14 protein-coding genes and 2 pseudogenes are annotated in these 15,025 nt (G+C 40.8%); 9 read left to right on the top strand and 7 right to left on the bottom strand.

Features of this window, described 5'->3' with window-relative positions; genetic code table 11:
• Window positions 1–136: 136 nt before the first annotated feature.
• The 5 genes from FXW07_RS13290 to FXW07_RS13270 form a co-directional block, all read right to left on the bottom strand.
• Complete coding sequence (locus FXW07_RS13290; RefSeq protein ID WP_229395856.1) at window positions 137–712, bottom strand: FumA C-terminus/TtdB family hydratase beta subunit; 576 nt, start codon at window positions 710–712, stop codon at window positions 137–139.
• The gene (locus FXW07_RS13285; protein ID WP_229395855.1) at window positions 712–1,554 is read right to left on the bottom strand and encodes a fumarate hydratase; all 843 of its coding nucleotides are present in this window, start codon (window positions 1,552–1,554) and stop codon (window positions 712–714) included. The genes FXW07_RS13290 and FXW07_RS13285 overlap by 1 nt, the downstream gene beginning before the upstream one ends.
• Before the next feature lie 318 nt (window positions 1,555–1,872).
• The gene (locus tag FXW07_RS13280; protein WP_229395854.1) at window positions 1,873–2,850 is read right to left on the bottom strand and encodes a restriction endonuclease; all 978 of its coding nucleotides are present in this window, start codon (window positions 2,848–2,850) and stop codon (window positions 1,873–1,875) included.
• 237 nt (window positions 2,851–3,087) lie between these two features.
• The gene (locus FXW07_RS13275; RefSeq protein WP_229395853.1) at window positions 3,088–5,496 is read right to left on the bottom strand and encodes a HEAT repeat domain-containing protein; all 2,409 of its coding nucleotides are present in this window, start codon (window positions 5,494–5,496) and stop codon (window positions 3,088–3,090) included.
• Between the two features lie 174 nt (window positions 5,497–5,670).
• Window positions 5,671–5,820, bottom strand: coding sequence for a hypothetical protein (locus FXW07_RS13270; RefSeq protein WP_156151019.1), 150 nt, complete (start codon window positions 5,818–5,820; stop codon window positions 5,671–5,673).
• Between the two features lie 437 nt (window positions 5,821–6,257).
• On the opposite strand from FXW07_RS13270, the gene FXW07_RS13265 reads away from it, so the two are divergent.
• From FXW07_RS13265 to FXW07_RS13235, 7 genes are read left to right on the top strand one after another with little or no spacing between them, the layout of a single operon-like run.
• On the top strand, window positions 6,258–6,863 hold the full coding sequence (locus FXW07_RS13265) for a cohesin domain-containing protein (RefSeq protein ID WP_229395852.1): 606 nt from the start codon (window positions 6,258–6,260) through the stop codon (window positions 6,861–6,863).
• Window positions 6,864–6,867: 4 nt separating this feature from the next.
• Entirely contained in the window at window positions 6,868–8,202 is a 1,335-nt protein-coding gene (locus FXW07_RS13260) for an ABC transporter substrate-binding protein (protein WP_229395851.1), read from the top strand.
• 5 nt (window positions 8,203–8,207) lie between these two features.
• Complete coding sequence (locus FXW07_RS13255; RefSeq protein ID WP_229395850.1) at window positions 8,208–8,957, top strand: DUF4198 domain-containing protein; 750 nt, start codon at window positions 8,208–8,210, stop codon at window positions 8,955–8,957.
• Window positions 8,948–9,574, top strand: coding sequence for a class I SAM-dependent methyltransferase (locus FXW07_RS13250; protein WP_229395849.1), 627 nt, complete (start codon window positions 8,948–8,950; stop codon window positions 9,572–9,574). The genes FXW07_RS13255 and FXW07_RS13250 overlap by 10 nt, the downstream gene beginning before the upstream one ends.
• A 17-nt stretch (window positions 9,575–9,591) precedes the next feature.
• Window positions 9,592–9,915 (top strand): hypothetical protein, encoded by a 324-nt coding sequence (locus FXW07_RS13245; protein WP_229395848.1) that lies wholly within the window; start codon window positions 9,592–9,594, stop codon window positions 9,913–9,915.
• A gap of 41 nt (window positions 9,916–9,956) precedes the next feature.
• Window positions 9,957–11,033 (top strand): iron ABC transporter permease, encoded by a 1,077-nt coding sequence (locus tag FXW07_RS13240; RefSeq protein WP_229395847.1) that lies wholly within the window; start codon window positions 9,957–9,959, stop codon window positions 11,031–11,033.
• The gene (locus FXW07_RS13235) at window positions 11,030–11,803 is read left to right on the top strand and encodes an ABC transporter ATP-binding protein (RefSeq protein ID WP_346655661.1); all 774 of its coding nucleotides are present in this window, start codon (window positions 11,030–11,032) and stop codon (window positions 11,801–11,803) included. Before FXW07_RS13240 ends, FXW07_RS13235 begins: the two co-directional genes overlap by 4 nt.
• Before the next feature lie 32 nt (window positions 11,804–11,835).
• Here FXW07_RS13235 and FXW07_RS13230 read toward each other — a convergent pair.
• Window positions 11,836–11,970 (bottom strand): annotated as a pseudogene (locus tag FXW07_RS13230) (IS1 family transposase); the annotation flags it as partial.
• A 15-nt stretch (window positions 11,971–11,985) separates the two neighbouring features.
• Window positions 11,986–12,189: pseudogene (locus FXW07_RS19365) on the bottom strand (serine O-acetyltransferase); the annotation flags it as partial.
• A 570-nt stretch (window positions 12,190–12,759) separates the two neighbouring features.
• Between FXW07_RS19365 and FXW07_RS13220 the strand changes: the two are divergent.
• A complete protein-coding gene (locus FXW07_RS13220) occupies window positions 12,760–13,266 on the top strand; it encodes a DUF1269 domain-containing protein (RefSeq protein ID WP_229395846.1) in 507 nt (168 codons plus the stop codon).
• Window positions 13,267–13,641: 375 nt separating this feature from the next.
• Window positions 13,642–14,928, top strand: coding sequence for a sodium:proton antiporter (locus tag FXW07_RS13215; RefSeq protein ID WP_229395845.1), 1,287 nt, complete (start codon window positions 13,642–13,644; stop codon window positions 14,926–14,928).
• Window positions 14,929–15,025: the final 97 nt, after the last annotated feature.

The raw sequence follows: 15,025 nt of genomic DNA, 5'->3' as shown, positions 1-15,025 counted from the left end.
CTCTGCTGTCAGCTAATGAAGAAATGCTGTCCTTATCCCTGATTTTCAAGCCTTTTAGAAACTTCCTTTTAGGAACTTATTCCTGCGTTTTAAACATTTTAATACTTTTTCTATGTTTTTTAAGCCTTTCAAAAACTTACCCTTGCTTTTCAAGCTGTTTTTGAGCTTTTTCCCTTACCTCGGCAAAGATGTCCTTTCCTTTTACATCAATCCCTACAATAAGAGGCCCGAATTCTTCCACTCTGAGCACCCAGACAGCTTCAGGCATCCCAAGGTCAAGCCAGTGGACGGCTTTTACTTCCTTAATTAACTCTGCCGCAAGAGCTGCACATCCGCCTGTATAAGCAAGATAGACAGACCCATTCTTCAAGGCATCAGCTACGCCTTTCATCCCGCCTTTTCCAATAATTGCCCGAACTTTATGGGCTATCAGGAGAGGAGGAGTCATTTTTGACATCCTGCCGCTGGTTGTAGGGCCAGCAGACACTACTTTCCAGCCGTTTTCGGTTTTCTGCATAAGAGGACCGCAGTGGTAGATTACAGCACCTTCCAGGGAAAAAGGAAGTTCTTCTTTCTTTTCTCCCATTTCAAGAATTCTGGCATGGGCTTCGTCCCTGGCTGTCAGGATTTCTCCTGAGATATAGACGATATCTCCGGCATTGAGTCTCTCGATATCTTCTTTCTTCAGCGGAGTTTTCAGGTGATATTCCATTACTCATCCCCCCCAAATACAACCGAAGCATGTCGATTCGCCCAGCACTGGATATTTACTGCAACCGGAAGGGACGCAGTGTGGCAGTGAGCAGTTTTTACGCGCACTGCAAGGGCAGTTGTGCTGCCGCCAAGCCCCATACAGCCTATCCCAAGGGCGTTTACAGCCTCAAAGATTTCTCTTTCCAGTCCTTCCATCGGGGCGTCAAGGGGCTCAAGCAGGGATTCTTTTGCAAGCCTGGCTGCTGCGTCAAAAGAACCCCCAATCCCAACGCCGATGGTCAGTGGAGGGCAGGGCATTCCTCCGGCGTTCACTATGGTTTCGAGCACGAAGTTTTTGATGCTTCCGGTTTCTGTAGGGTTAAACATCCTCAGCGAACTCATATTTTCCGAACCTGCGCCTTTAGGGGCAGCTGTGATCTTTAACTGGTTTCCGGGGACGATTTTCCAGTGAATATCCGGAATTCCAACCCCTGTATTATTTCCGCTGTTCTTTCGGGTCAGGGGATCGACTGCGTTTGGCCGGAGAGGAATTTCAGCTGTTGCAAGGACCACTGATTCCCTGATTGCAGCCTCAAGGTCAAAACCTGGCTGAAACTCGCTCCCGATTTCTGCAAAAAAGATCATGATGCCAGTGTCCTGGCACATGGGGACTCTGTGTTTTTTTGCAATTTCAAGGTTCTTCAGGATTGCTCGAAGCTGAAATTTTGCAACCTGATTTTCTTCTGCGGCCTCAGCTTTCCTGATTGCGTTTACTACATCATCAGGAAGTTCGGTTTCCGTTTTTCTTAAAAGGTCTGCTATAGACCGAATAAAACTTTCACGGCTAATTTTTGTAGACAAAAGATCACCATTGTATAGAAGAAATGAATTCTTTAGAACAAAGGGCAGGCATGAATATATATCCTGTACAGGATACACAGTGAGCGCTTTATGAGATAAATTCCTGGGCGCTTTTTTGTTTTTAATGTTTAAATATCGAGCGGCCCAGATTCTGTAACTGTGCAGTTATCTGGTAAAAGGGAGTTAGGTTAAAATCGTTTTTACATTCAGGTATGACGAAAGTAAAACAGGTAGTTGTATTATGAGAGCTGTATAATTAAAATTGGACTGCTAAGTAGCAAAAATATAATTTATTATCCTTAGTTGAGTTGCCTAAAACTAAAGTAAAAGAGGTTTTTTGTCGATCAGGGCGGCTGTTATCTTTGTTTTAAGCCAATTTTTCAAATCAGCTTCAGTTTCTAGCAATCTGAAAATCTCTTCAAGTTTTGCTAACACAACAATTACACCATAATTTAAAGCATTATGGCACGCTGTAATGGATGGCTCAGTATAATCCGAAAATGATATATAAAGTCCTCTTACGTGTCCTCCTCTCTCTTGTATACGTACTATGTGGTTGTTAACTTCCGATTTACCGATGGGATATTTCCACCATTTCATTTCAACTAAATAAAGAACGTTTTCAAACTCAATTAGTCCATCAATCTGTTCTACAATTCCTTCAGAATTATTTCCTGATATTGTGAAGGATTCACGAACTAAAACTCCATAACAATCGAATAGTTCATTTAACACCTTTTCAAGAGCTTTACCTCTTTTCTGTGAGTTTTCATCCTTAAATAACGAAGTTAAATCAGATTGTACTTTCTTAATACGTTCCCTTTTCTTATTCTGCTCTGCAAGTAAAGCAGCTTCCTTATGTTTAAAATTCTTGAGTTTCTCGTTTTCTTTTTCAATACGCATTCTTGTGAAACTATCTTTCCTATTTACAATTTCTCGCACTTTCCAAACCAAACCCCTAGCCTCATTGCGTCTATTTTCATAACAGCAGGTATCAAAGTCTTCAAAATCAACTACTGCCTGTAAAATTTTACGTCTTGCTGAAAGTGCTTGATCTCCTTGCTCGTTCAATGCTATCAATAATTCATGTGTGATATCGTACATCTTGATAGAGTCCTTATCTTTTGAGATTATATCTTTATAAGGTTCTAAAATAGATGTACTAACACCTGCACTTCTAAAAAATGAAAGTAAAAGTTTCTTCGACTTGACAAGAGTTGGAATTGTTTCAATCAAAGCTGCTAAAAGGTCAGGTGGATAGTGATATGAAAAATTGTCAAGTATTGGCTCTTCCATACTATGGTCACAAGATTTATAATGCGGTTACACTATAAAAATACAGGCATTGTATGTATTTTAGAAACATATATCTATTGAAAATTAGACAATATTAAAAATAGAATATTGTATTTAATATACGTTTTTAAGGGATAATTTATGAGTCAATTCTACAGAATTCTGAGTAGTAGGATGTGAATGGCTTTTAGAGTGTTTAGTTGCACAAAAAAATCATATTTAATGTTCGGGACTTTTTTAACAAATATAACCCTGATACATCTGCGCAAACATAACAAAAAAACTAATTAACGAAGCTATACCTGACGATCTCTGTAGCAATATGTCTGGATCTGATTGTTTTAATTTGTTCAATCTCTCTAGAATTTCCTTGATATCATTATTTTTAGGAAGGTCATCAATTAAACTTGATAAGTCATCCAAGCGGTCTTGTATGTTATTATTTACATCATTTAATTCTTTAACTTGGGTGGAACTCGATTTGTCTAAACAGGATTCATTTAGTTTCACAATTTTATTTAGCTTTTCCAATTCTTTTGCCATTGCGTCAAGATTTGATATAACATTATGTGAATTCAGTTTAATTCGAAAGATGGCGAATCTGATATCATCCAGCTTGGCATCAATCCTAATAGTCTTATCATAGATAAGGTCAGACTTGCCAGAGATATATTCTATTTTACGGTGTATTTGATCTATTTCTTGCTTTGGAACCACTTTAACAGTAGACATCAGAGAAATAATAAGAGGTAGGTCATGATACTTATCCGCAGAAATTATTCTATCATCAACAGCTTCAATTTTGCTAAGAATTAGCTTGTTTTCAGGAATTTGGGGGATTTTCATTTTTATAATAGATAAAATATCTTCTAGAATTTTAGTTGCTTCTAGATATTGTACCTGATAATCAAAGATAACATTCTGGATTTCTTTATTGATATCACATACAATTTCTTCTGCTTCTGTTCCTTTCGATTCCTTACAAGCAATCTTTGATTTCTTTTGAATTTCTTCGATAATCGCTTTCAAATTTCTATCCAAAATGGGTAGCCCTTTTCTCAGAACTTCTGTTGCAAAGGGTGCTTTGTCATCAGTATATTTCATCAGTTCTGCTGCAAGATCACAATATTGTCTATAAGAGTTAAGCTCACTTTTTTTTGCTTCTAAGTCCAGATTTTTTAGACTTTGAATTTCATCTAATGCTCTCGCAAGGTTTTGAACAGCTTCAAAAAGCAACTTCTTGCTCTTTGACCCTTCAATTGTAGATTTCACTGCTGCTAAGCATTCATTAATTTCTTCTTTTGACTCCTGCCTTTTAAAAATAATAGAGTGAAATGAGCGATAAAAAAGAAGACAAAATTTAGGTAGACTATACCATTTATCAGGCGATCCAATTATTGCTTTTTCGAAAAACTCAATTGCGTTTTCTAATTCCTTTTTGTAATTCTCTTCATTTTCTGCTTTGGAAGCCTTGAATATAGAAACTTTCCCCAGAGAATGATTTGCGAAGGTTCTAACAGAACAGTATTCATCTTTGGTCAGCCTATTTAAATCGTCCAATGCCTGTTCTTTATATGGTACTTGAGAAAATGCAGAGCCAAGGGAAAAGGAGGCACTGGATCTCACACACCTATCTACATCATTTGTAAGTCTATGTAAATCGTCCCAAGCCTGCTGCTTATCAAGCACCAGAGAAAATACTAAACCAAGAGTAGAAGCAACATTAGACCTAACACCACTATCTTTATCATCGGTAAGTTTATGTAAATCGTCCCAGGCTTGTTGTTTATCAAGTACCTGAGAAAACACTAAACCAAGAGAAGAAGCAACATTAGACCTAACACTACTATCTTCATCATTGGTCAGTCTATGTAAGTCTTTCCAAGCCTGTTGTTTATCAGGTACCTGAGAAAACACTGAACCAAGAGCATAAGCTACATAATATCTTACAGAACTGGCTTCATCATTGGTCAGTCTATGTAAATCGTCCCAGGCCTGTTTATTTGGTAATTCAGAAAATGCAGAACAAAGAGCACTAGCTGCATTAGATCTCACATAATCATCTTCATGAAAAGTTAGTTCATGTAAGTCTTTCCATGCCTTTTGTTTATCTGGAACTTGAGGAAACACAGAATCAAGAGCAGAAGATGCCTGATATCTCACACCACTTTCTTCATCAGAGGTTAATTTAACTAACTCATCCCATGCTTTTTGTTTATCCGGAGCATTAAAAAACAAAGCCTGAAGAGTGTTAACTGCTTTAGATCTCACTTTCCATTCTTCATCAGAAGTTAGCTTAACCAATTCGTCCCATGCCTTTTGTTTATCAGGTACCTGAGAAAACACTGAACCAAGAGATTCGACCGTGCTATATCTTACATCACTGTCTTTATTATTTGTTAATCTAAGTAAATCATTCCATGCCTTTTGTTTATCTGGCATTTGAGAAAACGCAAAAGCAAGAGCTTTAGCAGCCCTATATCTCACATGATAATCTTGATTATTGGTCAGTCTATGTAAATCATTCCATGCCTGTTGCTTATCTGGCATTAATGAGAAGGAATTCTCTAATTCTTCTAACGCATGTATATGTTTTTCTGGATCATTGCTTAGACATTGATTGTGAATTTTCTCCTGGTCGACCAACTGCCAAACACCGTAAAATCATATCAAGTTGATGTTTAAAAATTTTCCTTTTTGGTTTTTCAAAATTCGGTAAAGAATAGACACTTTAAGCAACTGCAGGAAAAGAAACTTTTTATGTCAAGTCTTCTGAAATTGCGATTTTTCCGGCAAGTGTTCAACCTAAGCTCCGCATTTTTAAGCGTATTTTAGCCGATTTGCCAGATTCACTCTTACTCGAATTTTCCTGCGGATATTGCGGTCTCCGACTTGCAGATCCACTTTCGACAGGCGTACTACTGGCTCGATAGGTGTACCACTGGCCCTGAAAAAAGGTATGATCGCCATTAATAGAGCGTAAATTTTTTGTTTTAGCTTTATCTTTGCAAAACTCCTAATTCAACATATAATAGTAATAATAAAAATATGAAAACTAATAAGTTAATATTACTCAAGAAAAATTTAAGGCTAATTTAGTATTAAATAGAAAGATTAATATCTTACATAATTAATACTTTTTTGGAAATTAGTATGAGTAATCAAAAACAAAGTCCCTGCAATTTTATGGAAATTATGGGAAAGAAACAGCTTCCTCTGCTAGTATTCCAAAGTGCCGGAATGGCATTAGATTCGTAGCTGTGATCGAGTGTAGCATTATTACTGGGTGTAGCAACACTTTCAATAATTTGTCATTCCAGCACACAAGGCAATTAAATCTGTTATCCAGCTGTGGAGTTCTGACCGAATTAAGACAGCCTGTGTTTAGAGGTCTCAGGGGTGATCGGATGAAAAAAAATTCATGGATGGAGTTAAAGAGAGGAACCCTCCTCGGGATTTGCTTTGCTGTACTGATGATGTTTGCGGCAGTCCCATGCCAGGCGCAGCAGACAACTGTCAGCTTAAACATGCCTGAGCTGGTGAAGGGAAATACGGTTTATGCAACTGTAAGTATCGATAATGTTGAAAATCTTGATGCGGGACAGTTTGATCTGGTATTCAATCCGGATGTCCTGAAAATTGTTAGCGTCGAAAACGGTAGTATCGGGAATACGGAAATACCGGTGCAATGGCGTTCAGTTGACAGTAAGACTGCCAGAGTGATTTTTAACCTGGAAGGAGTCACCGGCGTAAGTGGTTCTGGAGAACTGGCCAAAATCGGGTTTGAAGTGATGAGTAATGGTAAAGGTGACCTTATAATTTCCAACGGACTGCTAGGAAACACAGAAGCTAAACGTATCGATACCATCTGGGGAGATTCCAATGATGACGGAAAAGAAGGGGAAGAACAAGAAGCAGATACGAAACAAACAGCCACACCCGGGTTTGAAATAGAACTCTCTCTGATTGGTTTGACTGCAGTTGTCTGTCTGGCCAGGGGTAAACAGAGGTGATAACATGAAAATAGAGTTCCTGGTTGGAATGATCATTGGTTTGATTCTTCTTACATTGCCCACATTTGCATCGGATTCTGTAAATGCATCAAACTCCATAAATGCATCCGATTCCCTAAATTCGTCTGTTTCTGCAAATGTGTCTAATTCTGCGAATCTTTCTGACTCTGAAGATGTATCGAATGTCACACTCAGCATTCTTGGAAATGCTAACGGAGACAAGACCATAGATATGAAAGATGTGGAATACACTGAAAGCATCATTCTGGGCTCCAAAAACCAAACGCAGTTTGCAGATGCAACGTGTGATAACAGTACTAACATACTTGATGTAACTAAAATCGAGCTTATCAATCTTGGAAAAGCAAAAGAGCTTACACTTGTTGATGGAGTTGGCAGGCAAGTAAATATAACTCTGCCTGTAAAAAGGATCATCCCCACGGATTACCGTACTACGGAAGCTTTGCTTGCTCTCGGAACAGGAGACATGATTGTAGGAGTGGACAAGGCTTTTCATGAGCGTATGGCTGAGTTTGGGCTTCTGGATCTTCCGGAAGTTGCAGTGCACAGCCAATCGGTTAATTATGAAATGATTCTGACTCTTAATCCCGATATAGTTCTGCTGCCTATCTCGCAGGCAGAAAGTGCCGACCAAATAGCCGAAAATCTTCCGAATACCTCTGTTGTTGTAATGGGGCTTGCCTCTAAGAAAACAATATACTCTGACTTAACAACTATGGGTTTTGCCCTGGGGAAAGAAAAAGAAGCAAATGAACTCCTCAACTGGATGCAGGGCTATGAAAATCTTGTAAACGAACGAATCAGAAGCCTGAAGTCTGACAGCATGCCGACTTTCTACTATGAGTATATGTCAGGGGGAGAAGAGAACTGGAAGGCAATAACTCCGAACGATCCCAGCGCAGGTCAGGTGGCTGAAGGAACAGGCGGGCGCAATATCGCCACAGGATTGGCAGGCACTTCCATTGAAGTTGACCCTGAATGGGTAATAGAGAAAAATCCTGACTTTATGTTTGCGGATTTAATGAAAGGATTTGACAGCGGTCCGGGAAAGACAGAAGGGGATATGAAAGTTCTGCTGACAAAAGTCCTTTCAAACAGGCCAGGGTTCGAGCAGGTAAATGCTGTGAAAAATAACAGGGTCTACTTAATCGATAGGGACATTATCGGGGGACCCAGGTGGGTAATAGGGCGTATCTACTTTGCCAAATGCATGCATCCTGAGCTTTTTGAGGATATCAACCCTGAAGAAATTCACAAAGAGTATCTCAAAAAGTTCCATAACATTGAGGTTCAAGGAACCTGGGCTTATCCAGAGTGAGAACCATGATTCAAAAAGCTTTCCAGAAGGAAGCCTCTTCACCTTTTTTTGTTGAAGATCTTCCCGATATCGTACGTGGGCATGAAATCTGGATTGAGTACGGTATGCATAATTTTTCCCCCGGAGATCCCATAGCATGTGACCTTTGCTTTGGACATAATATGAAAAGTGACAAAGCGGTTAAGACTGAAAAAGTAACTCCTGGAGTCTTTGGTATCTGGGGAAAAAATCATGCAGTCGAGGTCAGTGTCACAGAAAATCACTTACTGATGCAATTCACTCCAGCTGTCGAAGGATATCACACCATTGGAGTAGAGTACGATGGCGGAATCCTCAATTTACCTCATCCCGGACTGGAGGGCCCAAATTATTACCAGCAGTATACAAAAAACATCATTCCTGTAGGAGATTGTCACGCAGAATATGACCTGATTATCGGGCATGAACTGGAGATCATTCCTTTGAGCTACAGGAGGTATAAGGTCGGAGAACACATCCTGTTAAAAGTACTTTATGACCAGCGTCCACTGCCGGATGTAACCGTCTATGGAATACATATCTACAACCGCGATAGTCCTATTGAAGTGCCAACCAATCAGGAAGGCGTAGTTGACATTGAACTGGAAAAAAGTGGAAAGTGGATGTTCAAGGTTGGACACCGGGACCCTGAAAAAAGTGCAAAAGGCCTGTATAACAAAAAGATAATGACTGCAACTTTTACTATTATGGACATAGGTGAGAACGTATGGAAGTAAAACCTCAAATTAGAGAATGGTGGGACAATGCAGAACACGATTACGATGCCATTGCAGCACATGGAGTTCACTCTGAAGAAGAAAAGGAACTCTGGACAGAAGCGATAACCCAGATCCTGGGAACCGAACAGAAACTGAAAATTCTGGATATGGGAACAGGCACCGGATTTTTAGCTCTGCTGCTGACAGAGTTGGGTTATGATGTCACAGGTGCAGACTGGGCACAGAGTAAACTGGAAAAAGCAAAAAAGAAAATGGAGATAGCCGGAAGTTCCGTAAATTTTGTTGTGGAAGATGCCGAAAATCTCTCATTTGAATCTGAGAAGTTCGATGCGGTTGTCAGTAGACACCTGATCTGGACTCTGGCAAACCCGGCTTCTGCATTTAAAGAATGGGCGAGAGTGACAAAATCCGGGGGCAAAGTGCTGACAGACATTCCGGCTAGACATTCTCATCCCGGAAACCATCACTTTGGAGAGGAGATAGGAAAAGAATTGCCCTTTTACAATGGTGCTGACCCTGGAGAGGTTATCAGCATGTTTGAAGCGGCAGGGCTTGTGAACGTGTCTGTCAAAGTGTTCAATAAAATGACGCTTGTAGAAGGAGAGAAAGCATAAGCCATGGTATTGCTTCGGTGGTTCGTGCTGTTGAACTCTGGATATATGTTTTCCCTTTCACGGTTGCTGGCATACTGATGGCGAGTACCACAGTTGATTTCGGGATATTTGGTCGATTATTTCCGGTAATGAAACCGATACTGCACAGAGCACATTTCACTTCCCATTCGGGAATTGCGCTTATGACATCTCTTGGTTCTCCAATCACAGCAGTAGCGATGATTTCGGAATTTTATGGGGAAGGGAAAATAGACCAGAAAGAGACTTTACTGGCAACCGTTGCAATTTGGTTTCGGCAGACCATCTACGAAAGTCTTGTTTATATCTCCCCGACGATCTGAATGAAAAACAATAAATTGCCTAATGCAATGGATGTGTATCTTTGGAGACGAAACAGCATACGTTGACTAAAGAAGAGGTTAGAAGCCAGTACAATAATCTTATCGGAAAAAAGGTCTTCTTTATTTTCTTCCTCCTATTCTCAATAATTCTCGTATCAGGCATATCCGCCTCTATGGGATCTGCAAACCTCTCTATCTGGGAGACTTATTCCTCAATACTGAACAGGTTATTTCCAGCTTATTTTGAGACAGGTTGGCTTGCCGATGTTTGTATATGGAACCTCAGGCTTCCCCGAATATTCATGGGCATAGTGGCTGGTTTCGGGCTTGGGATTGCAGGCTGTGTAACGCAGGCAGTACTCAAAAACCCGCTTGCAAGTCCCTATACGCTTGGCATATCTTCAGGTGCCGGCTTTGGGGCGTCTCTTGCAATTCTTACAGGCATAAGTGTTGCCGGAGGAAATTATCTTGTAATAGGTAACGCTTTCCTATTCGCACTATTATGTTCTTTTATAATCCTTGGATTATCAAACCGAAAAGGTGCAACGCCTGAAACCATGATTCTGGCTGGCATTGCAATGATGTATTTGTTTGCTGCAATGACAACAATCCTTCAATACTTTGGCGAAGCTGAGGCTGTAAAAGAAGCAGTATTCTGGACAGTAGGTGACCTTGATAGGTCCTCCTGGCCTAAGATCACTATTATTCTCGGCGTACTCACATGCTGCCTCCCCCTGCTCATGATAAAGTCGCTTGATCTCAATCTAATGGCTGCAGGTGACGAAACCGCAGCAAGCCTGGGTGTAAATGTCAAACGTACCCGAATAATTCTGATGTCAATAACGACTTTGCTGGTTGCATGTATTGTGTGCTTTACGGGAACAATAGGATTTATAGGCCTGGTTGCTCCACATTTCACGCGAATTGCAGTAGGAGGCGATAACAGGTTTGCTCTTCCGGTATCTGGCCTTCTTGGTTCACTACTGCTGACCAGTGCAGACCTTGTAGCAAGAAGAATTTTAGCTCCAATAATTCTTCCTGTTGGAGCAATAACTGCTTTCATGGGCGCTCCACTTTTTCTGTATATGATCATGAAACGAAAGAGGGAATACTGGTGAAACTGAAGGTAAACAATGTTGAATTTGCTTATAAAAGCGTATCTGTGCTCGAGAATATATCACTGGAATTGAATCGCGCAGAAGTTCTTGGCATTGTAGGTCCAAACGGTACCGGAAAATCCACCCTTATCCGGTGTATCGACCATATACTGAGCCCGAAAAGAGGAAGCATATTACTGGACGATCACAATGTCAGTAAAATGAGCAGAATAGAGGTTGCAAGGAAAATGGGCTATGTACCGCAGAGTCTTGAAGGTGTTTTTCCTGCTTCTGTTATAGATACCGTTCTTATGGGCAGACGTCCGTACATTGGATGGAAAAGCAGTAAAGAAGACCTGGATAATGTACTTGAAGTGCTGGAATTACTTGGTATAACGGAGTTTGCCATGAGAGATGTTAAAGAAATCAGTGGAGGTCAGCAACAAAAAGTGCTTATCGCACGGGCGCTTGCACAGAAAGCAAGTGTTCTTCTTCTTGACGAGCCAACCAGCAATCTTGATATAAGGCATCAACTCGAAGTTATGGAGATTATTAAGAACATCGTGAAGAACAAAGGAATCTCTGCAATCATGGCACTTCACGACTTGAATCTGGCTTCGAGATATGCCGATAGAATAATCATGATGAAAGAGGGTAAAATATTTGCAGTTGGGAAACCTGCTTCAGTTCTCACCGTAGAGAATATAAAAGAGGTCTATGGTGTACGAGCTCTGGTGAAAGACGATGGAGAGGGCCCATATATTATTCCACTAGAACCTGCAACAAGTTAACGAAACTGTATCTGTAAGAAGATGATCCATTTTTATTTTATTGATGTTTTAAAACACCTGAATGTCAGAAGTTCCCTTAAAGTCAATATTGAGTCCGCAATTCCTGCTTCTCTTGCAGGTGCATTTTTACATTCAATCCCTCTTTCATCTTTGTACCTTAGTCATCCATCTACATTTGGTCCGTCGACTATTACTTCCTTTACCAGGCCCAGTTTGATGATATCCACCCCGACCCCTGGGTTAACCACGTCTTTTAGCAGGGAATAAATTTGTTCATCCTTAAGCGCTGTTCCTTGTGGAGTTTTTCCATGTCCAGAAACTAACTCTTCATGCTCCTGGAACTTGTCTTCTAGCCTGCTCAGCCGGTCAAGTATCTGGCTTATCACAGTCAAAGTTGCGCTGGTGCACGCCGCAGCAAGCTAGCGGGGTATTCGAATGAAAATAAAGTACCAGTTTCCAAAGGATATGATGATTTCAGGAATTAATATTAGCACTTAAATGGACTTGAGATTCTATAGAACAGCGAACCTAATAAAATCCTACTAAAATAGAATTATAGGTATAATCTAATATACATAAAAATCTAAATATACAATTGAAATTGTGGGGCCGCGAATTCTGAGGGTAGATATCGCAGTTCAATAAAGGGGGAGAGTCGAAAATATAAAATTTAGCCGGATACAGGCTTGAATTGTTATTTTTTGATAGTTCTTTCTGAGACTTTTGATATGCCTGGTTTTTTGGGTCAAAAAATAAATTATCTCTGGATACTCACCAGAAACTGTGGACCTGAGATGCTCTTCTCCAGAATCCTGATTGGCGGGCTGGCACGATAACCAGAAATGAATCTGAAAGCAGAAATCTGAAAGCAGAAATCTGAAAGCAGAAATCTGAAAGCAGAAATCTGAAAGCAGAAATCTGAAAGCAGAAATCTGAAAGCAGAAAGGAGCTTGATAATGGCAACTTTAACAGTTCTGAAATTTGACACAGCTAACGGTGCAGAACGTGCACTTGATGTGGTAAAGGATTTGAGCAAGCAGAACCTGATCAACCTGCATGATGCAGCCATAGTCACCTGGCCTGAAGGTAAAAAGAAACCAAAAACCAAACAATTGACTGATTTATCAGGTGCGGGCGCATTAAGTGGAGCTTTTTGGGGAATGCTATTTGGCCTGATCTTTTTTGTCCCCATATTTGGTCTGGTCGTCGGAGCCACACTGGGTGCACTGACCGGTTCAATGGCGGATGTTGGGATTAATGATGATTTTATCCGATCTGTCCGCAGCAAAGTTACAGAAGGCACCTCAGCCCTCTTTTTGATGACCAGTGATGCTGTACAGGATAAGGTCTTCGAATCCATGAAACAGTTCAAGTTTGAGATAATTGCATCCAACCTGTCTAAGGAAGAGGAAGACAAACTTCGTGAAGCGTTTGCCGAAGAAGAAGCAGCACCTGCATACTGAATTTTGATAGACAAGCAAGCCACCCTTCCGGGAATGTAAATATTTCTGGGATCGATTGCAAAGCAAGAAAAATAATTCAATAAAAATAATTCAATATAAGATGAATTGGGGAGAAAAACAAAAAATAAGTATCTCCTCCTTTTTATAACTTCAACGGAATTTTAAGATTTATGGAGAGGGTGCCACTCAAAGAATACAAATCATGAGCTACTTTTCCAGGAGTTATCGGACGCACGTTTGGCCAGTCTGAACAGCCTGAACGGAAGCATTGCGCGCCAAAAAGAGTGTTTCAAATGTACTGTTCATTGTGCTGGACAATTCCGAAACAATCGACTACGCAACATGATGGCATAACCTGAAACAAAAGGAATTTTCATGACATCAGAAATTGAATATTTTGTCATAGCCTTTGCAGTGCTGCTCTTTCTCTTTGGCCTTGTCTCCCGAAGGATCTCAGGTACTGTAGTTACAGCTCCTATGATCTTTGTGACAGCAGGAATGCTGCTCAGCCCGGAAGGACTTGACCTTTTGAGTTTCTCTTCAAGCAGCACTCCAGTTCTTAGTGTAGCTGAGCTTGCACTTGTCCTGACTTTATTCTCGGATGCCTCAAAAATTGAGCTGCAGACACTATTGAGTGAAGAGAAACTTCCAGGACGGCTTCTAATAATTGGAACGCCGCTAACAATTGCCTTCGGAGCTATTGTTGCCGCTTTTCTTTTAAAAGATATAACACTTGCAGAAGCAGGTCTTATAGGAGCCATGCTTTCTCCTACCGATGCCGGACTTGGTCAGGCAATAGTTAACAATACAAAAGTACCTGCAAAAATCAGGCAGGCACTTAACGTAGAGAGTGGGCTCAATGACGGGGGTGCAATTCCATTCTTTCTCTTTTTTCTGATACTAGCAAGAGGAGAGGCACTAAAATGGCCAGTAGGTACCTTTATTGTCCTGGCGTTTGAACAGATAGGTATAGGGGTGCTTGTGGGCGCAGCTATAGGGCTTGCAGGGGGATGGCTTTCGAGCAAAGCTGTAAGAGTCGGGTGGATGGCGGGGCTTTACCGCAAAATTGGATTTATGTCTCTGGCTGTCATTTCCTGGCTTGGAGCAGACTTAATTGGCGGTAGTGGGTTCATTGCCGCTTTTACAGGCGGTCTCATTACTCAGGCTGCAGGTAAAATAAAAGCTACAGAAGAAGAGATCATCCTTACAGAAGCTGAAGGAAGCATACTTAGTTTTGCAGTTTTTTTCATATTCGGAATTACAGCGGCTGCAAGAATTTTTTCAATCAGCTGGCCGATATTTATCTATGCGGTGTTTAGCCTTACGCTTATCCGCATGATACCTGTGGCAATCTCCCTGATAGGCATGAAATTGCATACTAAGACCGTACTTTTTCTGGGCTGGTTTGGGCCCAGAGGTCTCGCATCTGTTGTTCTGTTATTGATTGCTATGGAAGAAACGGGAGGAATTGGGGGAAGTGAAACTCTAAGTCTTGCCGTGATCACGACTGTTTTTCTAAGCGTTTTTGTACAGGGAGCTACAGCAGGCCCTGGAAGTGAGTGGTATTCTCGCATAGTAGCGGCGCTGCCTACTGATGCACCTGAAAGGAAGAAAGTAGGAGAAACTTCTACAAGCTCCGATAACCTAGACCATCAAACCTGATTAGCTGGTTATAAAAGAAAATGATTAGTGCGAAAAAGGCAGCCCTGCTGTATTTCAACACGGAGAACTGCAAAATATGAAAATAAAAAGCGGTCAT

This window comes from Methanosarcina sp. DH1, from assembly GCF_020804205.1.
Taxonomy (GTDB): domain Archaea; phylum Halobacteriota; class Methanosarcinia; order Methanosarcinales; family Methanosarcinaceae; genus Methanosarcina; species Methanosarcina vacuolata.
This window is presented reverse-complemented; position numbering and strand designations above follow the sequence as displayed.